Here is a 21415-nt window from a genome sequence, read left to right on the forward strand (position 1 = left end):
GGAGCGAAAAAAATGAGTCAATCTGCTGATAACATTCAGCCCTGCTACCCCTTGTTTGAGCAGGATGAATACCAAGATTTGTTCCGGAGCAAACGGGCCCTCGAAGAAGGCCATGACCCAAAACGTGTCCAGGAAGTCTTTGAGTGGACTACCACTCAGGAATACCAGGATCTTAATTTCAAACGCGAAGCCCTGACCGTTGACCCGGCCAAAGCCTGCCAGCCATTAGGTGCAGTGCTGTGTTCCCTGGGTTTTAGCAATACCTTGCCTTATGTGCATGGTTCGCAGGGCTGCGTGGCATATTTCCGGACCTACTTTAGCCGCCATTTTAAAGAACCCATTGCCTGTGTATCGGATTCGATGACCGAAGATGCAGCGGTGTTTGGTGGCAATAACAACATGAACAGCGGATTGGAAAATGCGGCTGCATTGTACAAACCAGAGATGATAGCCGTATCAACGACCTGTATGGCGGAAGTTATCGGTGATGACCTCCACGCGTTTATCGGTAACGCGAAAAAAGACGGCCATGTTCCTGAAGATATGCCCATTCCATTTGCCCATACGCCGAGCTTTATCGGTAGCCATGTGACGGGCTGGGACAACATGTTTGAGGGTGTTGCAAAAACGCTGGCGGACCCGAATAAACCTGCAGCGCCAGGCACTCGCCAAAAACTGAATGTGGTAACCGGTTTTGAAACCTATCTGGGTAACTACCGGGTTATTAAACGCATGATGGCGCAAATGGGTGTCGCCTGCAGCATTTTGTCAGACCCGTCTGAAGTGCTGGATACCCCGGCAGATGGCCACTACCGCATGTACGCGGGCGGCACCAGTCAACAGGAAATGCGTGAAGCAGGCGATGCTATCGACACCCTGCTGTTGCAACCCTGGCACCTGACTAAAACCAAAAAAGTGGTTCAGGAGTTGTGGAACCAGCCTGCAACGGATGTCGCGGTTCCTATTGGCCTTGATGCGACAGACAAACTGCTGATGACCATCAGTTCACTGACCGGGAAGCCCATTGCCGACAGCCTGACTCAGGAACGTGGCCGGTTAGTCGATATGATGATTGACTCCCACACCTGGTTGCATGGCAAACGCTTCGCACTGTATGGCGACCCGGATTTCCTGATGGGGATGACGCAGTTTTTACTGGAACTTGGCTGTGAACCTACCACCGTGTTGTGCCACAACGGCAACAAGCGCTGGATGAAAGCCATGAAAAAAATGCTGGCAGATTCCCCGTACGGGCAGGAAGCTGAAGTGTATATCAACTGCGACTTGTGGCATTTCCGCTCATTGATGTTCACCAACAAGCCTGACTTTATGATTGGTAACTCCTACGGCAAGTTTATTCAGCGCGACACACTGGCAAAAGGTGAGCAGTTTGAAGTGCCACTGATTCGCCTGGGCTTCCCGTTGTTTGACCGCCATCATTTACACCGCCAGGCAACCTGGGGCTACGAAGGCGCCATGACCATCCTGACAACCCTGGTCAACGCCGTCCTCGAAAAACTCGACAGGGATACCATGAAACTCGGCAAAACTGACTACAACTTTGACCTGATTCGTTAACGGTTTATGTCGCTGATCAAAGACCCGATACTTTGTCGGGTCTAATAATGAGGAGGATGCCCTGTGCCAATGGTGATTTTTCGTCAGCGCGATCAGGCGCTGTATTGCTACATAGCAAAACTTGATCTGGAAGCCAAAGTGACTGCGGTCGAGTTTGATCAGCATGACAACTGGGGCGGCCGGATTGAGCTGGAAGGCGGCCGGGCATATCACGTCCACCCGCAGGTACCCAGACCCGTTTTCCCTGTTTCACTTCGGGCCACACGTGCTGCGTTATAACAGGAGCAAGACAATGTCCAGTGATGATGAACTGTTCTGGCGTCTGTTTGCACTGATTCAGGTGCTGCCAGAGCTTCCCCCTAAGCAGGTGATTAGCTGGCTGGGCGGCGATAAAGCGCCATCGCCCTCGTTAAGCTGGCTGGAAGGTCTGTCCATTTCGCAACTGGAAGCCTCCTACCCTGGTGATGCCGACTGCATGACATTTGCCCGCTGGCAACAGGTTTCGGCCTGCCTGCACGGTGAATTGCCTGAGCATTTAAGTGTTGTGCCGCCCACTCACCGGCCAGCGCAAATTCAGGCGGCATTTGCCTCTCAGGATGGTCTCAACATTGATGGTCACTTTGGCCAGTGCCGGTTGTTCTTTATCTATGGCTTCGATGAAGACGGTTACTGGTTAACCGGGTTGCGCCGTTTCGCGGTAGTTGCTGACCAGGAAGATAACGAGACCCGGGCACGGCTGGTGGACGACTGCCAGTTGTTGTTTTGTGAAGCAATAGGCGGGCCGGCTGCGGCAAGGCTGATTCGCTATAATATTCACCCCATGAAAGTGACAGCCGGAACAACGATAGAGGATCAATGCCAGAGTGTGCTGCAAATGCTGACCACCAGCCTTCCACCCTGGCTGGCACGCCGCCTCGGCCGGGATAACCCGCTGGAGCAACGTGTTTTTTGATATCGGCAACAATTCATTAAGTTCGGCAAAAAAACATTGCGAGCAGCAATGGATAAGCGGCTAACAACCGCAGGGTGTCACCGCCAGGTGCACCACAAGTAGTACGTGATTCACACACTTCGGCGACAGACACTGTCGCCATTTTTTTGTGATGTCCATTCCTTTTGTTATAAAACCTACAAAATTAAAACCTTAAAAATCAATAGATTGATTATGGAATAACTCTTGCACCTTACTTGTTACTGGGCCAACAACAAGGTGAGACTGCAATGAAAGGTAATGAAATACTGGCATTACTTGATGAACCTGCCTGTGAACATAATCACAAGCAGAAAATGGGATGCAGCGCACCCAAGCCCGGTGCGACTGTTGGCGGTTGCGCTTTTGATGGCGCCCAAATCACACTCTTACCTCTTGCGGATGTTGCGCATCTTGTTCACGGGCCAATCGGCTGTGCAGGCAGTTCATGGGATAACCGTGGTAGCCAGAGTTCCGGGCCGGAGATTAACCGCCTGGGGTTCACCACCGACCTGAGCGAGCAGGATGTCATCATGGGTCGCGGAGAACGCCGCTTGTTCCACGCCGTTCGGCACATTGTGCAGCATTACCACCCCGCGGCAGTATTTATTTACAACACCTGTGTACCGGCAATGGAAGGCGATGACATAGAAGCGGTATGCCGGGCTGCAGAGCAGGATACCGGAACACCTGTGGTGTGCGTCGATGCGGCCGGTTTTTACGGCAACAAAAACCTGGGTAACCGTATTGCCGGCGAAGTGCTGGTGAAAAAAGTGATAGGCCAGCGTGAACCTGCTCCCTGGCCTGAGGGCAGCCCGGTTGCACCGGAACATCGCCATGATATTGGCCTGATTGGCGAGTTTAATATTGCCGGTGAGTTTTGGCAGGTACAACCCTTGCTGGATGAACTGGGCATTCGTGTGCTTGCCAGCCTTTCCGGCGATGGCCGTTTCCAGGAAATTCAGACCATGCACCGTGCGCAGGCGAACATGCTGGTTTGTTCCCGGGCATTGATTAACGTAGCCCGCCAGTTGCAGGAGCGTTACCAGACACCCTGGTTTGAAGGCAGTTTTTATGGGATCCGCGCAATGCGGGATTCCTTACTCAAACTGGCGGCACTGCTCAACGATGACGATTTGCTAACGCGCACCGAAGCAGTTATTGCCCGCGAAGAAGCCTGGGTTGAACAGGCATTACAACCTTATCGTGCACGCCTGGCTGGCCGCAAAGTGCTGCTTTACACCGGCGGTGTGAAGTCCTGGTCAATTGTTTCGGCACTCCAGGATTTGGGAATGCAGGTAGTGGCAACCGGCACCCGGAAATCAACCGAAGAAGATAAGCAACGGATCCGCGAGTTGATGGGGGAAGACGCCATCATGCTCGAAGAAGGGAATGCCCGCACTTTGCTGGATGTGGTGTACCGCTACAACGCCGACATGATGATTGCGGGTGGGCGCAACATGTATACCGCATGGAAAGCCCGCCTGCCGTTTCTGGATATCAACCAGGAGCGTGAACATGCCTATGCCGGTTATACCGGCCTGGTGGCAATGGCACAATCGTTGTGCCTGACGCTGGAAAGCCCTGTCTGGGCACAATCCCATCAACGTGCGCCCTGGCTGGGCTAAGGCTGTGTTATGGCAACCGTAATTCGTAATCAAAAACCGCTGGCAACCAGCCCAATTAAAAGTGGGCAACCTCTCGGCGCTATTCTGGCAAGCCTGGGGCTGGAGCATTCGATGCCGCTGGTTCACGGCGCACAGGGGTGCAGCTCATTTGCCAAAGTCTTTTTTATACAGCACTTTCGCGAGCCGGTTCCCATTCAGTCAACCGCCATGGATCCCACGACTACCGTGATGGGCTCTGACGACAATATCGTAACGGCACTGACGACATTATGCGGCAAACACTCCCCCGGCATGATTGTGCTGATAAGTACCGGGTTGTCCGAAGCGCAGGGGGCTGATTTATCTCGGGCAATTGGGCAATTTCGGGCAACGGAAACGCGCTTTAAGTCTGTCGCATTGTTGACAGTCAATACGCCGGATTTTTATGGCTCGCTGGAAAATGGGTTTAGTGCGCTGGTGGAGCAGGTTATCACTCAGTGGGTGCCTGCTGAGCCGCAACCCCGCCAACGTAATAAACGGGTAAATATTTTACTGAGCCACAGCACCACCCCCGGTGATATCGAGCTTATTCGCACCTATGTGGAGGCGTTTGGCCTGCAACCTGTGATCCTGCCAGATTTGTCAATGTCGATGGACGGCCACCTGGCGACCGGCGATTTCACCCCGGTCAGCCAGGGGGGAACGCCACTGCGGGCGATTGAACAAATGGGGCAGAGCATGGGCACTATCGTCATTGGGGGCTCATTAAGCCGCGCTGCCAGCCTGATACAACAACGCAGCCGCGGTGACGTGCTGGCTCTGCCTCACTTAATGACACTGGCACAAGTCGATAAGTTTATCAGCTACTTACACCAGATTGCCGGGCATGATGTACCTGAATGGATAACCCGCCAGCGCGGGCAGTTGCAGGATGCCATGATTGACTGCCACTTATGGCTTCAGGGCCGGCATATTGCGCTGGCAGGTGAAAGTGACGTGCTGTCTGCATGGTGTGATTTTGCTGTCAGCCAGGGCATGGTACCCGGCCCGGTGATTGCAGCCACTAACCAGCAGGGCCTGGCAACGCTGCCGGTAGACCAGGTCAAAATTGGTGACCTGGAAGATATGGCACACATGCTGGAGGCATCACCGGTTGATTTACTGGTGTGTAACTCCCACGGGGCAGACCTGGCAAATCACATGAAGATCCCGCTGATTCGTGCCGGCTTCCCCATCTATGACCAGATAGGCACTTTCCGGCGTATGCGCCAGGGCTATGCCGGTATCCGTGACACGCTGTTTGAACTGGCGAATCTGATGCAGGAACGCCATCACCACACGCCAGTATGGCGCTCTCCTCTGAAACAACAATTTGCCGGCGCAGCCGATAAGGAGCAGGTCCATGCATCCTGTTAACCGTAATTTTCGCACTGTGTGCACCAGCGACTGGTCAATGCGTGTGGCATTCGCCAGTTCAGATTATCACCATGTTGACCAACATTTTGGTGCCACGCCCCGGCTGGTGGTGTACGGCGTGCGCGAAGACCAGGTGACACTGCTGAAAGTGGTCGATTTTACAGTGGTATGCGGCCACCAGGAGCAAAAGCTCAACAGCCGTATTGAGGCTCTCGAAGACTGTGTATCGCTCTACTGTGTGGCAATTGGTGATGTGGTGTTTCGCCAGTTACTACAGGTGGGCGTGAGAGCGGTGCGTGTCAGCCAGGGAACCCCGATTGCACAGTTGCTGGAACAGATCCAGGCGTGCTGGGCGGAAAACGAACAACGCACCCAGCGCCGCCAGCGTGAGCCAGACCGTTTTGACAGGCTGCTTCAGGAAACACACTGGGAAGAAGACGCCAGCCAGTAAGTTGATGTCATTTCTGTGACAAACCCGACATAAATGCCCACATTGCGAATTTGCAAACCTGACAGTTTTTATATTTCGCATTGTTTTAAAAAGAGTTTTTAGGTGGCATCGCATTTGCTGATACCTAAAGCGCAGGCTGACAAAACACAGCAGGCGACACGACAACAACGGGGGTTACTCCCCCTATTGGGAGCCAGGCTATGTGGAATTACTCAGAAAAAGTGAAAGACCATTTTTTTAACCCGCGCAATGCCAAAGTGGTGGCGGATGCCAACGCAGTGGGCGATGTAGGCTCACTGAGTTGTGGTGATGCATTACGGCTGATGCTGCGGGTTGACCCTGAAACCCGGGTGATTCTTGATGCCGGGTTTCAGACCTTTGGCTGTGGGAGTGCCATCGCGTCATCTTCCGCACTGACGGAACTGATTATCGGCCATACGCTGGAGGAAGCCGGGCAACTAACCAACCAACAAATTGCCGACTATCTCGATGGCCTGCCACCGGAAAAAATGCACTGCTCGGTTATGGGCCAGGAGGCATTGCGAGCCGCTATTGCCCAGTATAACGGTGAAACCCTTGAAGATGACCACGAAGAAGGTGCGCTTATCTGCAAATGTTTCGCGGTTGATGAAGGCCAGATTCGCCGGGCGGTGCTTGCCAACGGGCTGACCACTTTGCAGGAAGTTATCAATTACACCAAGGCGGGTGGGGGATGCACAGCGTGCCATGAAAAAATTGAACTGGCACTCGAACAAATTCTTAAAGAAGCCCCGGCGGTTGCAACCCAGATAGCGGTACCTGTTGCAGCAGAGAATGACCCGGCCTGGCAGACAGTAGCCGATACCGTTGCAGAATTACGGCCTTATATCCAGGCGGACGGTGGCGATATGTCACTGGTCAGTGTGGAAGGGAGCCAGGTGCGTGTCTGCCTGAGCGGCAGTTGTAGTGGCTGCATGATGACCGATATGACACTGAGCTGGCTTCAGCAGAAGTTGGTTGAACGGATGGGTTGTTACATGGAAGTGATTGCTGCCTGAGTGTTTATTGACTGAGAGAGGAAGTCGGAATGAAACCTGTTTATCTTGATAATAATGCAACTACGCGTCTTGACCCGATGGTGCTCGAAGCAATGATGCCTTATCTCACTGAGCATTATGGTAACCCGTCCTCTATTCATGACTTCGGCGGGCCGGGACGCGTGGCACTGGCCCGGGCAAGGGCACAGCTGGCTGCGTTATTAGGCGCAAGCTATGAAAGTGAAATTGTGTTTACTTCTTGTGCCACGGAAGCGACATCTACCGCTATCCATTCGGCGGTGACCCTGGCGCCTGAGAAAAAAGAGATAATTACGACGGCGGTGGAACACCCTGCGACGCTCGCGGTTTGCGAAAACCTTGAACGCATGGGGTATACCATTCATCGCCTGGCCGTCAATGAGCAAGGGGCGTTGGATCTGGAGCAGTACCGCGCTCTGCTAAACCCCAATGTCGCGCTGGTCACTGTGATGTGGGCCAACAATGAAACTGGCGTGGTTTTCCCTGTGCCAGAAATGGCGGAGATGGCCCATGAGCAGGGCATCCTCTTTCACTGTGATGCAGTGCAGTTTGTTGGGAAATGCCCAATATCGCTGGCGAATACCACCATTGATATGCTTTCCTGCTCCGGCCACAAATTCCACGGGCCAAAAGGCATTGGTGCGCTGTATATCCGCCGCAATACACGTTTCCGCCCCTTCCTGCGTGGTGGGCACCAGGAGCGTGGTCGCCGGGCTGGCACCGAAAATATCGCCGGTATTGTGGGAATGGGCGCGGCCAGTGAGCTGGCAGATATTCATATGCCCATGATGCAAAGTGGCATTGAGGCTCTGCGCTCGCGCCTGGAACAAGGCCTGGTGGCGCAAATTCCTCATGCACTGGTGATGGGCCAGGGCCAGCCAAGAACCCCCAATACACTGAATATCGCGTTTGAGTTTATCGAGGGGGAAGCCATTTTACTGTTGATGAACCAGGTGGGGATTGCGGCATCAAGTGGCAGCGCCTGTACCTCCGGGTCACTGGAGCCTTCCCATGTGATGCGGGCAATGTCGATTCCCTACACTGCGGCCCACGGCAGTATTCGCTTTTCTCTGTCACGTTACACCCGCGAGAAAGAGATTGATTACGTCATTGAGCAACTCCCGGCGATTGTTTCCCGGTTGCGTACACTGTCGCCTTACTGGCAGGAAGGTAAGCCAGAGGCGGCGATTACTCAGGACTTTTTGCCGACTTACGGTTAAGGCAGGTCTGCGATGGATGTGGTGATTAACGATACAACATTGCGGGATGGCGAGCAGAGCCCGGGCGTTGCGTTTTTGGCTAATGAAAAGTTAGCCATCGCCCGGGCACTGGTGATGGCCGGGGTAAAAGAACTGGAAGTAGGCACGCCAGCGATGGGCGAAGAAGAGTGCCGGCGCATTCGCGAACTGCGCGAGCACTTACCAGACACGGTGATGATGACCTGGTGTCGAATGAATGCCCCGGAAATTCTGGCGAGTGCTGAACTGGGTATGAACTGGGTGGACATCTCCATTCCGTCTTCCGGTTTTTTGATGTCATACAAGCTGCACCAGCCCTGGTCCGATGTTGCCGCGCGCCTGAAAAAGCTGATTATGCTGGCTCGTGAGCAGGGCATGCAGGTGTGTGTCGGGTGTGAAGACGCATCAAGGGCCACTGATGATGAACTGCAACGTATTGCCGAACTGGCTGGTGAGGCCGGGGCACAGCGCCTGAGGTTTGCCGACACGCTGGGAATTATGGATCCCTTCAGTACCTGGAACCGCATTTCCACCTTGCGGTCTCACTGGCCTGGCCAACTGGAAATGCATGCCCATAATGACCTGGGCCTGGCAACTGCCAATACGCTCGCTGCGGTGCGCGCCGGAGCAACCCATGTCAATACCACCGTGCTTGGGTTAGGTGAGCGGGCAGGAAACGCCGCCTTAGAAAGTGTGGTGGTGTCACTGATGACCTGCCTTGGCGCCAGCAGTGGTGTTGACCTGACACACCTGTACGACTTGTGCCAACTGGTGGCGAGTGCCGCGGGCAGGTCAATTGATGCCCAGCAACCGCTGGTGGGGGGCCAGGTCTTTACCCATGAATCGGGCCTGCATGTGGCGGCGTTACTGCGCCATAAACAAAGCTACCAGGGAATAGACCCGGCGATCCTGGGGCGGGAATATAACCTGGTGCTGGGCAAACATTCCGGGCATCAGGCGGTAAGCGGTGTCTTCGCCCGCATGGGATACATATTGAGCGAACAACAATGTGACTCATTACTGCGTGCAGTACAGGGGTTTGCTGAGCGCCTGAAACGCAACCCGGGTGATTTGGAGTTGTTACAGATGTACCAACAAACCTGCCCGGGTGACCTGGCCTGCTCTGGTTAAGGGGGCAATGATGGAGTGGTTTTATCAATTACCTGGCGTTAATGCGCTGGATTCGCTGGAAAGCTTTTTCTCCTTCTTCGAGGTGCCCTGCGAACCTGAACGCTTACAGCGTGCATCGGTACTAATCCTGCGCGAGTTTCGCCAGCGCCTGCAGGACGCAGTTCCATTGCGTAACAGCCTGGAAAGTGACACTGACCCGGGTTGGCAACTGGCCCGCCGTTTGCTCAATGAAAGCTATCTTGCGGTCTGCGAGGATCAAGAGGCATCTTATGAATAAACCACGGTTTTCCTTTGGTGATGAAGTCCGCGTGGTGCGCACGGTACGTAATGACGGTACTTATCCTGGCCTGCAAAAAGGTGATCAACTAGTGCGCCGGGGCAGTATTGGCTATGTGAGGGAATGGGGTGTGTACCTGCAAGAACATATTGTCTACCAGGTGCATTTTCCCTCTGAAGGCCGGGTGGTAGGGTGCCGTGAAAGTGAACTTATCGCCGCAGAAGTTTTTTGGGACGCCGGGTTATTCCAGTACGGCGACCAGGTTGAAGTCAACGCGACACTGACCCTGAAAGGGCAGGTTGTTGCGGCACCCGGCGCGGTTGGCAAGATAACAGCCACCGGGCAAGGCTTGCAGGGCGAAAGCTTTACTGTTCAGTTTGGCGACCGTTTTTTGCAAGTGCCCGCCCGGTTACTGCGCCAGGTGGAGGCCGGATGAATACAGCTCAACTGCCCTGGCAACGCTTTGCTGCACTGCAACTGGCCAAACGCCACTGGCAATGCCTGCCTGAAGAAATCCCTGTTGCTGAACAGAGCGCTTTTCAGGCACAGCTTACCCGGCAAATGGCTCTGGAACTGGCAATTTGCCGTCATTACCCGGCCGATAATACAGTGGGGCAACTGGCGGCGCTGGTGCGCAAAGAACAGGCCGGTTTTATGGATACACATGGGTTTACTCATGACGAACAGCAGGCGGTTGCTGTCCATCAGGCGCATGTAACTTCGGTGATGAACCGGGTTGCCCGCAAGGCTCCGCCGCCCGATGACCAGGAAGTGGTTGCCTGGTACCAGGCGAATGCAGCACGTTTTTGCCGCCCGGCCCAGAGAAAAGCACGGCATATTCTCCTGACTTGTGACAACGATGAGGACAGGGCCCCGGAACGCGCGCAAATTGCCGCAATTGTTCAGGCTGTTACTGAATCCCCGGGCTGCTTTGCCGACCAGGCGTTGCGCTTTTCCCATTGCCCCAGTGCAATGGAAGGTGGATTACTGGGCTGGATAAGCCCGGGGTTGTTGTACCCGGAGCTCGACAGTTGCCTGTTTTCCCTTGAAAAAGGCCAGTTGAGTGAGGTGGTGGAAACAGTGCTGGGGTTGCATCTTTTGCTGTGTGAGGACATTCGCCCTGCTGAAGCGCTGGATGAAGCGGTGGCGCTGGAAAAATCGCGCGCCTGGTTAACTGAGCAGGCAAGAAAACGTTACCAGCAGCAGTGGCTGTCCAGCCTGTTAACGTTACCGGCAGCACACTGAGTACTCTCTGCCAGCAGGCAGAGAGTTGTACATTTCAGGCAAACAGTGGGGTAATTTGTTCCAGCCAGCTATCCAGGCGTTCTTCACTCAGGTCATACTGGTTATCCTGATCGAGAACCAGGCCCACGAATTTTTCACCAATTAATGCAGCAGAATGGTTAAAGCTGTAGCCTTCATTTGGCCAGTCACCAATCAGTTTCGCGCCACATGCGCTCAGTACGTCATACAAGGGTTTCAGTGCACTGACAAAGTTATCCGGGTAAGCCACCTGGTCACCCAGACCAAATAAGGCAATGTGTTTGCCACTTAAGTCCACACCCTGCAATGAATCCAGGAACTCCAGCCAGGACTCGGACTCACAACCAGACTCAATACCCGGTAACTGCCCGTCACCTAATGTAGGCGTTCCCAGCATTAACACCGGGTAAGACAAGAATGCCTCCAGCGATGTCCGGTTGATGTTTACGGGGGTATCTGCCGCGTCTCCCAGCTTTTTATGAATCAACTTCGCAATCTTGCGGGTTTTCCCCGTATCAGAACCAAAAAAAATGCCGACATTTGCCATAACAGACTCCTCAGGTGGGCGCAGCGCCAGGAATCTGACGCCATGATTTTCACCTGATAGTGCGAACAACGTGCCAGAGTTTCAGGTGCACAAAACTGGCGCAAAAATGCACTAAAAGTGATCGGAATAGCAGGAGTGGCAGGCAAAACAGTGAGCAAACAACCCAGTGGATCACAGCCTGGCGATGAAAAAGCGGCCAAAATTTGCGCTACGTCAATACCCATGCATATACCAGGTCTATTCCCCGCCAGATTGCACGCTTTTCGCATGTGTTATCCGTAACCAATTTTGTTGGCTTTACGCACCAAACATTGTCGCAAACGTGACACCAGGTAGTGAATAAGGGGGAGAGGATGAGTGATACGTTATCGTTCGTATCGGATGTTTATCCACAGAGCGAAATCGCCGATACGTTGCTACACCAGCAAAATGCACTGTTCACCGCGCTGGTGGCACAATCCGCTGTGGCAATCTCTCTTACTGATGCCGACGCGCGTATTGTCTATTGTAACAATGCATTTTGCCAGTTAACGGGTTATACCGCCTCGCAACTCATTGGGCAAAACCATCGCATTCTGGCAAGCAGGCAAACACCACGCACTGTGTATGACGAAATGTGGCACCACCTTACTCAGGGCATTCCCTGGCGCGGGCAGCTGATTAACCAGCGGTGTGATGGCAGCCTTTATTTAGGTGAAGTCGATATCACGCCCATTTTCGGTGGCAGCGGGAAAGTTGATTATTTTCTGGCGATGCAGAAAGACATCAGCGACAACTATGCGCTGCAGCAACGCCTGCGCAACCATATGACCTTAATTACCGCCGTGCTGAATAATATTCCGGCAGCCGTGGTTGTGACTGATGGAGAAGGCAAGGTAGTAATGGACAACCTTGCTTATAAAACGCTGTGTGCGGATTGCGGTGGTATGGAAGCCCTGTCTTTGCTTGGCTACCAGCATAATGAAGCCCGCCAGCAGGAAGGCAAGATTCTGCCGCTTATTGTGCGGGGGAAACGGCGCTGGTTCAACCTGAGCTACTGGCCTTTACCCGGGGTAAGTGAAGAAGCGAGCCGCTATTTTACCGATAACGCACAGCCCCGCACACTGGTACTGGTGAGCGACTGCACCGAGCAGCATCAACAGCAGCAACAGGGGCGTCTTGACCGCCTGAAACAGCAGTTAACTTACGGGAAATTACTTGCGGCGATTCGCGAATCAGTCGATGCAGCCCTGGTGCAACTTAACTGCCCAATCAATATGCTGGCCGCTGCCCGCCGGTTAAATGGCGATGAGCATGGCAATATGGCGCTGGAATCTGCCTGGCGTGAGGGCGAAGCCGCTGTCAGCCGCCTGCAGGCATGCCGCCCGGAATTAGATAATGAACCACCAGGATGGTGGCCTCTTAAGCCGCTACTGGCCGATCTTTCTGCGCTTTACCATACCCGATTTCAACCTTGCCATACGCTGAATGTCTCAATCGAAGACAGTGCGATACAGGCCTTCGGGCACCGAATTCAGGTGCTGGCTGTCCTGAGCCTGTGGCTGGACCGAGCACTGGTCCTGGTACAGGAATTACAACCTTTTCAACTGGAAATGCAAATAATTGGCAGCCGTGATGAGCGCTGGCTGACTCTCTACCTTACTGACAATATTCCCGTCCATCGGGCGCGATATAGCCACAATCAGACGACAGCAACCGGCCCGGGGCAGGGCATGGAACTGCGCCTGATGCAAACCCTGGTTGCCAATCACCAGGGGGCTATTGACCTGACATCCGACCCCGAAGGCGGAAGTTGCTTAACTATCAGGCTGCCGTTGCCGGCAGCTCCGACAGGAGGTACAAAATGACCCAGTCCCCGGATACGGGCAATGTCGTTTGGCGTTTTGATCTGTCGCAACAATTCACCGCAGTTCAGCGTATCAGCCTTGAACTCGGCCGCTGCAACAGTGTCAGCGATACTCTGCAGGCAGTTTTACGTATCCTGCACGACGATGCGTTTATGCAACACGGTATGATATGCCTGTTCAATCATGAACGAGGCGCTCTTACCGTAGAGGCTTTGCATTGTGACAGGCAGCATGTTGTCGGCAGCAGTAGCCAGGTTCGTTACCGTCCTGGCGAGGGACTGGTTGGCACAATTCTGAGTTCTGCTCAGTCCGTTGTGCTGCCGCGCGTGGCAGATGACCAGCGCTTTCTTGACCGGTTAAGCCTGTATGATTACGACTTACCTTTCATTGGCGTGCCTATCCCTGGAGAAGATAAACCGATTGGTGTTCTGGCGGCACAACCGATGGCGCTGTTTGAATCACGCCTGCCTGCCAGCACGCGCTTTTTAGAAACCATTGCCAGCCTGATTGCACAAACAGTCCGGCTCACGCACTACAGCCAGCCGAAAACCACAACCGCCGCACCACAACCGTCTCAGCCAGTAAATTGCCAGACACCACGCGGCTTCAGTTTCGAAAATATGGTGGGCAGCAGCCCCACCATGCGCCAGATTCGTGAGGTTATTCAGCAGGTTGCGCGCTGGGATACGATGGTGCTGGTACGTGGAGAGAGCGGCACGGGTAAAGAACTGGTTGCCAATGCAATTCATTACTCATCGCCACGAGCGGCTGCGCCCTTTGTAAAATTCAACTGCGCGGCGTTGCCGGATAACTTGCTGGAAAGCGAATTGTTTGGCCACGAGAAAGGGGCATTTACCGGAGCCGTACGTCAGCGGAAAGGGCGTTTTGAACTGGCTGACGGCGGAACACTGTTTCTTGATGAAATCGGTGAAAGCAGCCCGTCGTTCCAGGCCAAATTGTTGCGTATCCTCCAGGAAGGGGAAATGGAGCGTGTGGGGGGTGACGAAACCCTCAAAGTGAATGTACGTATTGTCGCCGCGACTAATCGGAACCTGGAAGAAGAAGTGCGGGCCGGGAACTTCCGCGAGGATCTCTATTATCGCCTGAATGTTATGCCGGTTTCCCTTCCACCCTTGCGGGAACGCCAGGACGATATCGACCTGCTGGCACGGCATTTGGTGAATAAAATTGCCGCGCATCAGGGGCGTTCATTACGTATTACCGATGGCGCCATTCGCCTGTTACTGAACTATGCGTGGCCGGGCAATGTACGGGAACTGGAAAACTGCCTTGAACGTGCGGCAGTGATGAGTGACAACGGTGTAATAGACCGCGACGTGATTTTGTTCAACCACAATGAGGCACTGCCGCTGGTCAGCAAAATGACCGCCAGCCCGGTGCCTGATGAAGACTGGCTGGATCAAAGCCTGGATGAGCGGCAGCGTATAATTGCGGCGCTGGAAAAAACGGGCTGGGTTCAGGCGAAAGCCGCCCGTTTGCTGGGTATGACGCCGCGTCAGGTGGCCTACCGTATCCAGATTATGGATATCAACATGCACCGTTTCTGAAAAATATTGTGATCTTTGGCACATTGTCAGGTCTGTGCGACAATACTGACAATTTTTTATGGCAAGGATGCCATTTAACTGTATGTTTTTAATAGTTTTAATTTCTTTAAGAAACTGGTTCAGCCTTTGCAATAGTGGGATATCATTCACGAACCGGAAGAGATTATGGCGCCTTGTCCTTCATCACAAACCGCGCGTAGTTGCCGCACAGACAACAGTGCTCAGTTCACTGCGCTGCAGGCCAGCAAAGTTGCGCATCACCCGTGTTACTCATCCAGTGCACATCACCAGTATGCCCGCATGCATCTGGCCGTGGCGCCAGCCTGTAATCTGCAATGCAATTACTGTAACCGCAAATATGATTGCAGTAACGAATCCCGTCCGGGTGTGGTGTCACAAGTTCTGACACCGGAACAGGCTGTGGCCAGAGCGGTCGCAGTCGCCAGTGTAATGCCGCAATTGTCAGTGGTGGGTATCGCCGGTCCTGGCGACCCGCTGGCCAATATTGGCCGGACATTTTCCACACTTGCGCTACTGCGCGAACAATTACCTGATGTGAAGCAGTGCCTTTCTACGAATGGCCTGATGCTACCGTCCGTGACCGACCGCATTATTGATAGCGGCGTGGACCATGTCACCGTCACTGTTAACGCCATCGACCCGGATATTTCTGCACAAATCTACGCCTGGCTGTGGGTGGACGGTGAGCGCTATAGCGGCCGTGAGGCCGGGGAAATCCTGCTGGCACGGCAGGAAGAAGGCGTCAGGAAGCTGACAGAAAAAGGCATACTGGTGAAAATCAATTCCGTGTTGATTCCAGGCATTAATGACCGGCATTTGGCCCGGGTAAGTGAGGCTGTCCGTGGTTGGGGGGCATTGTTACACAATGTGATGCCACTGATTGCAAGGCCTGAACATGGCACGGTGTTTGGCCTTAACGGGCAACCGGAACCCGACAGCGCGATGGTGGATGCAGTACGTGCCGAATGTAGCCCAATGATGCCGCAAATGGCGCATTGTAAACAGTGCCGCGCAGACGCCATTGGCATGTTGGGGGAAGACCGTAGCCAGAGCCTGCCGTTGGCAGAAATGGAAAAACAGGCGCGCCCGGGCCCGGATCAGGTACATAAACGTGCCGCCATCCAGGCGCGTATTGCAACCCGTGGTGCTTCCGATGACCCGTTAGCCTGCCTGGTTGCGGTAACCACTTCCCGTGGCGATGTGATTGACTGCCATTTCGGGCATGCTCAGCGGGTACAGATCTACAGCCTCTCTGATGCCGGTGTGGTACTGGTTAATGAGCGCTTTATGCCGCAATACTGCAAAGGGCCGGATTCCTGTGAAGCTGAAGGTGAAAGTACTCAGGCACCTGAAGTGCGCATGGCCGCAATACTGGCGCTGCTTGGCGACGTAAAAGCCGTATTCAGTGCCCGTATTGGTTATGGCCCCTGGGTGAAACTGGAACAGCAGGGGATTCAGCCTTGTATTGAAGGTGCCTGGCAGAATGTAACAGACGTGCTGAACCGGTGGTGGGAGGCACGTCGCCAGGCAGGGAATTTGCTGGATGAACAGGGGGCAGCCTGATGCCGGAAACCATTCACTGGTTACAACGCCTGTATGACAACTATGCCAGCGGGCGCGGGCATTTTCCTGAATTAATGGGCCTCGATAGCGGGGCCTGGTCTCTTTTGTCGCGCACTCTGCAATGTGATGAAACACCGCCTGTGGCAGCGGAGATAGCGGCCAGGCGCTCTCTGGCTAGCACTTTGTTACAACCACGCCTGGCGGAGCGCGACCAGTTGGCTTTGTGGCTGAAAGGGTATGCACAAAGTCCGTTGCCTGTGCACTGGTTGCTTGCCAGTGCCGCAATGGGTTTCAACCATTTGTGGGAAGACCTGGGGCTGGACTCCAGAGCGGAACTGGGAGAATTGATGCAGGATTGTTTTCCACAACTGGTTGTAATGAATGATAAAAAAATGCGCTGGAAAAAGTTCTTCTACCGCCAGCGCTGCCTGCAGCAGGAAGGCGACCTGGTTTGCCGCTCACCAAGTTGCGACGACTGTTGTGAGTGGGTGCATTGCTTTGCGCCTGAAGGTGAGCACTGACAGGGTGTAATGCGTGGTTACGGTTTCTTTAACTGGCTGATTCTAAAATAATAAAATGGCGGACATCCGGAGCGCTTCGGCTATATCTCATTTACTTGACTGGCGTTCACTTATATACTCCTCAAAATTTTGGAAAACCGCAACCAGACGGACTTCATGTACCAACCTGTCGCGTTATTTATCGGGCTACGTTATATGCGTGGCCGTGCAGCAGACCGCTTCGGTCGTTTTGTTTCCTGGCTCTCTACCATCGGTATTACGTTGGGTGTGATGGCGCTTGTCACAGTACTTTCTGTGATGAATGGGTTCGAAAAAGAACTGCAAAACAATATCCTTGGCCTGATGCCTCAGGCTGTCATTTCTTCGTCTTCCGGGTCAGTTAACCCCGCAAAACAACCTGCCAGTGCATTGCACCTTACTGGGGTGAAACGGGTTGCGCCGTTAACCACCGGTGATGTCGTTCTGCAAAGTGCGCGGAATGTTGCGGTTGGCGTAATGCTGGGCATTGACCCCGCTCAGGCTGACCCGCTGACACCCTACCTGGTGGGCGTGAAACAAAGCCAGTTGGCACCAGGGAAATACAACATCATTCTTGGCGAGCAGCTTGCCGGGCAGTTGGGGGTGCGCACAGGCGATGAAGTTCGCCTGATGGTGCCATCTGCCAGCCAGTTCACCCCAATGGGGCGGATACCAAGCCAGCGCCTGTTCACCGTTATCGGGACATTTGCGGCGAACAGCGAAGTCGATGGCTACCAGATGCTGGTTAATATCGAAGATGCTTCCCGTATTATGCGTTATACCCCTGGTAACATTACCGGGTGGCGGTTATGGCTGAATAACCCGCTGGCGGTGGATACCCTGAGCCAACAGGCATTGCCAGCAGGCATGGTCTGGCATGACTGGCGTGAGCGCAAAGGCGAGCTTTTCCAGGCGGTGCGTATGGAGAAAAACATGATGGGGCTGTTGTTGAGCCTGATTGTGGCCGTCGCCGCATTTAATATTATTACCTCTCTTGGCTTACTGGTCATGGAGAAGCAGAGTGAAGTCGCTATTTTGCAAACCCAGGGGTTGACCCGCGGCCAGATTATGGCGGTATTCATGGTCCAGGGCGCAGGAGCTGGCGTGATTGGTGCACTGGCGGGTGCAGGGCTTGGCGTTTTGCTCGCCAGCCAGCTTAATACTTTGATGCCAATTATTGGTGCGATGCTGGATGGCGCCGCGCTTCCTGTAGATATTAACCCGGTTCAGGTAACAGTGATTGCGCTGGCCGCTATGGCTGTTGCACTGTTATCAACGTTGTACCCTTCCTGGCGCGCTGCCGCCACTCAACCTGCTGAGGCTTTACGTTATGAGTAATCCTAACCTGTTGCAATGCGACAATTTGTGCAAACGCTACCAGGAAGGTGCGGTACAAACTGATGTGCTGCATAACGTGAGCTTTGCTATTGAACCTGGCGAGATGATGGCGATTGTCGGGAGTTCTGGATCAGGGAAAAGTACTTTGCTGCACTTGTTGGGCGGGCTGGATACACCAACATCCGGTGATGTGGTGTTTGGTGGTAAATCCCTGAGCAAGATGTCTTCTTCAGCACGTGCGGAATTGCGTAACCGCGAACTGGGCTTTATTTATCAGTTTCACCATCTGCTGCCCGACTTTACGGCGCTGGAAAATGTGTCAATGCCTTTGCTGATTGGTAAAGGTAAACCGGCTGAAATTGAAGCGAAAGCCCGTGAAATGCTCGCGGCGGTTGGGCTGGAGCATCGTGGCCACCACCGGCCATCTGAATTATCTGGCGGTGAGCGTCAGCGTGTGGCCATTGCCCGTGCACTGGTAAATAACCCACGCCTGGTGCTGGCCGATGAACCCACCGGTAACCTCGATGCCCGTAATGCAGACAGCATCTTCGCGCTGCTTGGAGAACTGAACCGGCAACAGGGCACCGCATTTTTGGTCGTGACTCATGATTTGCACCTGGCAAAACGGATGTCACGCCAGTTGGAAATGCGTGACGGGCACCTGAACCCGGAACTGACTATTATGGAGAGCCGCTAATGGCGTCGCCTCTTTCTTTGCGAGTGGCGCTGCGCTTTAGCCGCGGGCGTCGTAAAGGTGGCATGGTATCGCTGATTTCGGTGATATCCACCATTGGCATCGCTCTGGGTGTTGCGGTTTTGATTATCGGCCTGAGTGCAATGAATGGCTTTGAACGGGAACTGGATAACCGCATTCTGGCCGTTGTTCCACATGGTGAAATTGAGCCAGTAAACCAGCCTTTTGTTCAATGGCAGTCTGTTCTTGGGCGTGTTGAGAAAGTCAAAGGTATTGTTGGTGCTGCACCTTATGTGAACTTCACCGGGCTGGTAGAAAGTGGAACCAGCCTGCGTGCTATTCAGGTCAAAGGGGTGGACCCCGCTCAGGAAATCCATATCAGTGCTTTGCCGCAATTTGTGCAAAACCATGCATGGGATAATTTCCGGGCGGGTGAGCAGCAAATTATTTTGGGGAAAGGCGTGGCTGATGCACTTAAAGTTCATCAGGGCGACTGGATCTCTATCATGATCCCCAACTCAGACAGTGCCGGAAAACTGCTGCAACCTAAGCGTATCCGCCTGCATGTCAGTGGTATTTTACAACTGAGCGGCCAGCTTGATCACAGCTTTGCAATGGTACCAATGGCTGACGCCCAGCAATATCTGGATATGGGAGACAGTGTTACAGGTATTGCCATTAAAGTGAAAGATGTTTTCCACGCCAATAAACTGGTACGGGATGCCGGTGAAGTTACCAATGCGTATGTTTATATCAAAAGCTGGATTGGTACTTACGGCTATATGTACCGTGATATCCAGATGATCCGCGCGATTATGTACCTGGCTATGGTGCTGGTTATCGGCGTGGCCTGTTTTAACATTGTTTCCACTCTGGTGATGGCGGTAAAAGACAAAAGCAGCGATATTGCTGTATTACGTACTCTTGGCGCGAAAGATGGCCTGATTCGTGCGGTGTTTGTCTGGTACGGTCTGATGGCCGGGTTAGTTGGCAGCCTGAGCGGTGTGGTAATTGGTGTGCTCGGTGCCTGGAATCTGACAGCCATTATTGGTGGGATTGAAAAATTAATCGGCCACCACTTCTTATCCGGCGATATCTATTTCATTGATTTCCTGCCCTCGGAACTGCACTGGGAAGATGTGGTGATTGTATTGCTGACCGCCATTGTACTGAGCCTGTTAGCCAGTTGGTACCCGGCACGGCGTGCCAGCCGGATAGATCCGGCCAGAGTGCTCAGCGGGCAATAAAAAGACGGAGTTGCAGGGAGAAGCGAAGGCTTCTACCCTGAAGACCAGAAGCGGAATTGCCGCTTGCCGCCCACAATAATGAGTGGCCGTAAATGGCCCTGTTTTTGAAGTTGCGCACTGTTTTGCTATGGGTTTAATTTGGCAAAGCTGTGCGCCTGGGTGAAGATGGAGAGGGCGTAGCCCGGCATTCAGGAATACAACCAGGGGTTGATATGCAATCGCGGCGTTTACACCAACAGTGTCGTTTCAAAAAAAATAAGCGTCGCCTCCGGGAGCGGTTACGCCAGCGTATTTTTTTCAGAGACAGAATGGTACCGGAAACGATGGAAAAACCAAAAGTTGTCGTCCTTACGGGCGCAGGTATTTCAGCAGAATCAGGTATCCGTACTTTTCGTGCAGCAGACGGGCTGTGGGAAGAGCACCGGGTGGAAGATGTGGCAACCCCCGAGGGGTTCGCACGAGATCCGAAGTTAGTGCAGGCGTTCTACAACGCACGCCGTAGCCAGCTTCAGGCACCAGACATAAAACCCAATGCGGCTCACCTGGCTCTGGCACGCCTGGAAGCTGAATTAGGTGAGAATTTCTTACTGGTTACGCAGAATATCGACAATTTACACGAGCGTGCAGGTAATAAGCATATTATTCATATGCACGGTGAACTGCTGAAAGTGCGTTGTTCCCAAAGTGGCCATATCTACAAATGGAACCAGGATGTAACGCCCCAGGACCGTTGCCATTGCTGCCAAATTCCGGCCGTACTGCGGCCACATGTTGTATGGTTTGGTGAAATGCCACTGGGTATGGATGAGATTTACCACGCACTGGCCGGTGCTGACTACTTTATTGCGATTGGTACATCTGGCCATGTTTACCCGGCCGCAGGGTTTGTGCACGAAGCACGCCTGCAAGGGGCACACACCGTAGAACTGAACCTGGAGCCAAGCCAGGTAGGTAACGAGTTTGAAGAGTGCCATTATGGGCTGGCAAGTGAAGTCGTGCCTGAGTACGTCGAAAAATTGCTGCAAAGCCTGAAACAGGCCTGAGATACATGTTCTGTGAATAATA

21 protein-coding genes are annotated in these 21415 nt (G+C 53.6%); 20 read left to right on the forward strand and 1 reads right to left on the reverse strand.

Features of this window, described 5'->3' with window-relative positions:
- Positions 1 to 12 precede the first annotated feature (12 nt).
- From nifK to nifM, 12 genes are all read left to right on the forward strand, one after another.
- The gene (nifK, locus tag DT73_RS10915) at positions 13 to 1578 is read left to right on the forward strand and encodes a nitrogenase molybdenum-iron protein subunit beta (protein WP_036108269.1); all 1566 of its coding nucleotides are present in this window, start codon (positions 13 to 15) and stop codon (positions 1576 to 1578) included.
- Positions 1579 to 1641: 63 nt separating this feature from the next.
- Positions 1642 to 1857, forward strand: coding sequence for a NifT/FixU family protein (locus DT73_RS10920; RefSeq protein WP_036108271.1), 216 nt, complete (start codon positions 1642 to 1644; stop codon positions 1855 to 1857).
- Positions 1858 to 1870: 13 nt separating this feature from the next.
- Positions 1871 to 2530, forward strand: a complete 660-nt coding sequence (locus tag DT73_RS10925) for a NifB/NifX family molybdenum-iron cluster-binding protein (protein ID WP_036108274.1) — start codon at positions 1871 to 1873, stop codon at positions 2528 to 2530.
- A 269-nt stretch (positions 2531 to 2799) separates the two neighbouring features.
- On the forward strand, positions 2800 to 4176 hold the full coding sequence (nifE, locus tag DT73_RS10930; protein WP_036108278.1) for a nitrogenase iron-molybdenum cofactor biosynthesis protein NifE: 1377 nt from the start codon (positions 2800 to 2802) through the stop codon (positions 4174 to 4176).
- Positions 4177 to 4185: 9 nt separating this feature from the next.
- Positions 4186 to 5571, forward strand: coding sequence for a nitrogenase iron-molybdenum cofactor biosynthesis protein NifN (nifN, locus tag DT73_RS10935; RefSeq protein ID WP_036108280.1), 1386 nt, complete (start codon positions 4186 to 4188; stop codon positions 5569 to 5571).
- Positions 5558 to 6022 (forward strand): NifB/NifX family molybdenum-iron cluster-binding protein, encoded by a 465-nt coding sequence (locus DT73_RS10940; RefSeq protein WP_036108283.1) that lies wholly within the window; start codon positions 5558 to 5560, stop codon positions 6020 to 6022. Before nifN ends, DT73_RS10940 begins: the two co-directional genes overlap by 14 nt.
- 200 nt (positions 6023 to 6222) lie before the next feature.
- A complete protein-coding gene (nifU, locus tag DT73_RS10945; RefSeq protein WP_036108286.1) occupies positions 6223 to 7059 on the forward strand; it encodes a Fe-S cluster assembly protein NifU in 837 nt (278 codons plus the stop codon).
- A gap of 29 nt (positions 7060 to 7088) precedes the next feature.
- Positions 7089 to 8297, forward strand: a complete 1209-nt coding sequence (gene nifS / locus DT73_RS10950) for a cysteine desulfurase NifS (RefSeq protein ID WP_036108288.1) — start codon at positions 7089 to 7091, stop codon at positions 8295 to 8297.
- Between the two features lie 12 nt (positions 8298 to 8309).
- The gene (nifV, locus tag DT73_RS10955) at positions 8310 to 9446 is read left to right on the forward strand and encodes a homocitrate synthase (RefSeq protein ID WP_036108291.1); all 1137 of its coding nucleotides are present in this window, start codon (positions 8310 to 8312) and stop codon (positions 9444 to 9446) included.
- Between the two features lie 7 nt (positions 9447 to 9453).
- Entirely contained in the window at positions 9454 to 9723 is a 270-nt protein-coding gene (locus DT73_RS10960) for a nitrogenase-stabilizing/protective protein NifW (RefSeq protein WP_051691343.1), read from the forward strand.
- Positions 9716 to 10159 (forward strand): nitrogen fixation protein NifZ, encoded by a 444-nt coding sequence (locus DT73_RS10965; protein ID WP_036108293.1) that lies wholly within the window; start codon positions 9716 to 9718, stop codon positions 10157 to 10159. The genes DT73_RS10960 and DT73_RS10965 overlap by 8 nt, the downstream gene beginning before the upstream one ends.
- Positions 10156 to 10968: a nitrogen fixation protein NifM gene (gene nifM, locus DT73_RS10970; protein WP_036108296.1), complete on the forward strand. Its 813-nt coding sequence runs from the start codon at positions 10156 to 10158 to the stop codon at positions 10966 to 10968. The genes DT73_RS10965 and nifM overlap by 4 nt, the downstream gene beginning before the upstream one ends.
- Positions 10969 to 11002: 34 nt before the next feature.
- Here the strand turns inward: nifM and DT73_RS10975 are convergent, their stop codons facing one another.
- On the reverse strand, positions 11003 to 11533 hold the full coding sequence (locus tag DT73_RS10975) for a flavodoxin (RefSeq protein WP_036108299.1): 531 nt from the start codon (positions 11531 to 11533) through the stop codon (positions 11003 to 11005).
- Between the two features lie 353 nt (positions 11534 to 11886).
- On the opposite strand from DT73_RS10975, the gene DT73_RS10980 reads away from it, so the two are divergent.
- The 8 genes from DT73_RS10980 (at position 11887) to cobB (ending at position 21393) form a co-directional block, all read left to right on the forward strand.
- Positions 11887 to 13380, forward strand: a complete 1494-nt coding sequence (locus DT73_RS10980; RefSeq protein ID WP_036108302.1) for a PAS domain S-box protein — start codon at positions 11887 to 11889, stop codon at positions 13378 to 13380.
- On the forward strand, positions 13377 to 14948 hold the full coding sequence (gene nifA / locus DT73_RS10985) for a nif-specific transcriptional activator NifA (RefSeq protein WP_036108304.1): 1572 nt from the start codon (positions 13377 to 13379) through the stop codon (positions 14946 to 14948). Before DT73_RS10980 ends, nifA begins: the two co-directional genes overlap by 4 nt.
- Before the next feature lie 165 nt (positions 14949 to 15113).
- On the forward strand, positions 15114 to 16532 hold the full coding sequence (gene nifB / locus DT73_RS10990; RefSeq protein ID WP_036108306.1) for a nitrogenase cofactor biosynthesis protein NifB: 1419 nt from the start codon (positions 15114 to 15116) through the stop codon (positions 16530 to 16532).
- Positions 16532 to 17053 (forward strand): nitrogen fixation protein NifQ, encoded by a 522-nt coding sequence (locus tag DT73_RS10995; RefSeq protein ID WP_036108308.1) that lies wholly within the window; start codon positions 16532 to 16534, stop codon positions 17051 to 17053. The genes nifB and DT73_RS10995 overlap by 1 nt, the downstream gene beginning before the upstream one ends.
- Before the next feature lie 156 nt (positions 17054 to 17209).
- Positions 17210 to 18409 carry a lipoprotein-releasing ABC transporter permease subunit LolC gene (gene lolC, locus DT73_RS11000; RefSeq protein WP_036108311.1) on the forward strand — a complete coding sequence of 400 codons (1200 nt, stop codon included), beginning with the start codon at positions 17210 to 17212 and terminating at the stop codon, positions 18407 to 18409.
- Complete coding sequence (gene lolD / locus DT73_RS11005; RefSeq protein ID WP_036108312.1) at positions 18402 to 19106, forward strand: lipoprotein-releasing ABC transporter ATP-binding protein LolD; 705 nt, start codon at positions 18402 to 18404, stop codon at positions 19104 to 19106. Before lolC ends, lolD begins: the two co-directional genes overlap by 8 nt.
- Positions 19106 to 20350 carry a lipoprotein-releasing ABC transporter permease subunit LolE gene (lolE, locus tag DT73_RS11010; protein ID WP_036108316.1) on the forward strand — a complete coding sequence of 415 codons (1245 nt, stop codon included), beginning with the start codon at positions 19106 to 19108 and terminating at the stop codon, positions 20348 to 20350. The genes lolD and lolE overlap by 1 nt, the downstream gene beginning before the upstream one ends.
- 212 nt (positions 20351 to 20562) lie before the next feature.
- Entirely contained in the window at positions 20563 to 21393 is an 831-nt protein-coding gene (cobB, locus tag DT73_RS11015; protein WP_036108319.1) for a Sir2 family NAD+-dependent deacetylase, read from the forward strand.
- Positions 21394 to 21415: the final 22 nt, after the last annotated feature.

This window comes from Mangrovibacter sp. MFB070, assembly GCF_000705335.1.
GTDB classification, from domain to species: domain Bacteria; phylum Pseudomonadota; class Gammaproteobacteria; order Enterobacterales; family Enterobacteriaceae; genus Mangrovibacter; species Mangrovibacter plantisponsor.

Bases quoted from the DNA above. Each gene is read 5' to 3' on its own strand.
- lolC (WP_036108311.1), top strand. From the start codon at position 17,210: ATGTACCAACCTGTCGCGTTATTTATCGGGCTACGTTATATGCGTGGC.
- nifA (WP_036108304.1), top strand. From the start codon at position 13,377: ATGACCCAGTCCCCGGATACGGGCAATGTCGTTTGGCGTTTTGATCTG.
- nifS (WP_036108288.1), top strand. From the start codon at position 7,089: ATGAAACCTGTTTATCTTGATAATAATGCAACTACGCGTCTTGACCCG.
- nifK (WP_036108269.1), top strand. From the start codon at position 13: ATGAGTCAATCTGCTGATAACATTCAGCCCTGCTACCCCTTGTTTGAG.
- nifE (WP_036108278.1), top strand. From the start codon at position 2,800: ATGAAAGGTAATGAAATACTGGCATTACTTGATGAACCTGCCTGTGAA.
- nifN (WP_036108280.1), top strand. From the start codon at position 4,186: ATGGCAACCGTAATTCGTAATCAAAAACCGCTGGCAACCAGCCCAATT.
- DT73_RS10980 (WP_036108302.1), top strand. From the start codon at position 11,887: ATGAGTGATACGTTATCGTTCGTATCGGATGTTTATCCACAGAGCGAA.
- nifM (WP_036108296.1), top strand. From the start codon at position 10,156: ATGAATACAGCTCAACTGCCCTGGCAACGCTTTGCTGCACTGCAACTG.
- DT73_RS10965 (WP_036108293.1), top strand. From the start codon at position 9,716: ATGAATAAACCACGGTTTTCCTTTGGTGATGAAGTCCGCGTGGTGCGC.
- cobB (WP_036108319.1), top strand. From the start codon at position 20,563: ATGCAATCGCGGCGTTTACACCAACAGTGTCGTTTCAAAAAAAATAAG.
- nifV (WP_036108291.1), top strand. From the start codon at position 8,310: ATGGATGTGGTGATTAACGATACAACATTGCGGGATGGCGAGCAGAGC.
- DT73_RS10960 (WP_051691343.1), top strand. From the start codon at position 9,454: ATGATGGAGTGGTTTTATCAATTACCTGGCGTTAATGCGCTGGATTCG.
- DT73_RS10925 (WP_036108274.1), top strand. From the start codon at position 1,871: ATGTCCAGTGATGATGAACTGTTCTGGCGTCTGTTTGCACTGATTCAG.
- DT73_RS10940 (WP_036108283.1), top strand. From the start codon at position 5,558: ATGCATCCTGTTAACCGTAATTTTCGCACTGTGTGCACCAGCGACTGG.
- DT73_RS10975 (WP_036108299.1), bottom strand. From the start codon at position 11,533: ATGGCAAATGTCGGCATTTTTTTTGGTTCTGATACGGGGAAAACCCGC.
- DT73_RS10995 (WP_036108308.1), top strand. From the start codon at position 16,532: ATGCCGGAAACCATTCACTGGTTACAACGCCTGTATGACAACTATGCC.
- nifB (WP_036108306.1), top strand. From the start codon at position 15,114: ATGGCGCCTTGTCCTTCATCACAAACCGCGCGTAGTTGCCGCACAGAC.
- nifU (WP_036108286.1), top strand. From the start codon at position 6,223: ATGTGGAATTACTCAGAAAAAGTGAAAGACCATTTTTTTAACCCGCGC.
- lolD (WP_036108312.1), top strand. From the start codon at position 18,402: ATGAGTAATCCTAACCTGTTGCAATGCGACAATTTGTGCAAACGCTAC.
- lolE (WP_036108316.1), top strand. From the start codon at position 19,106: ATGGCGTCGCCTCTTTCTTTGCGAGTGGCGCTGCGCTTTAGCCGCGGG.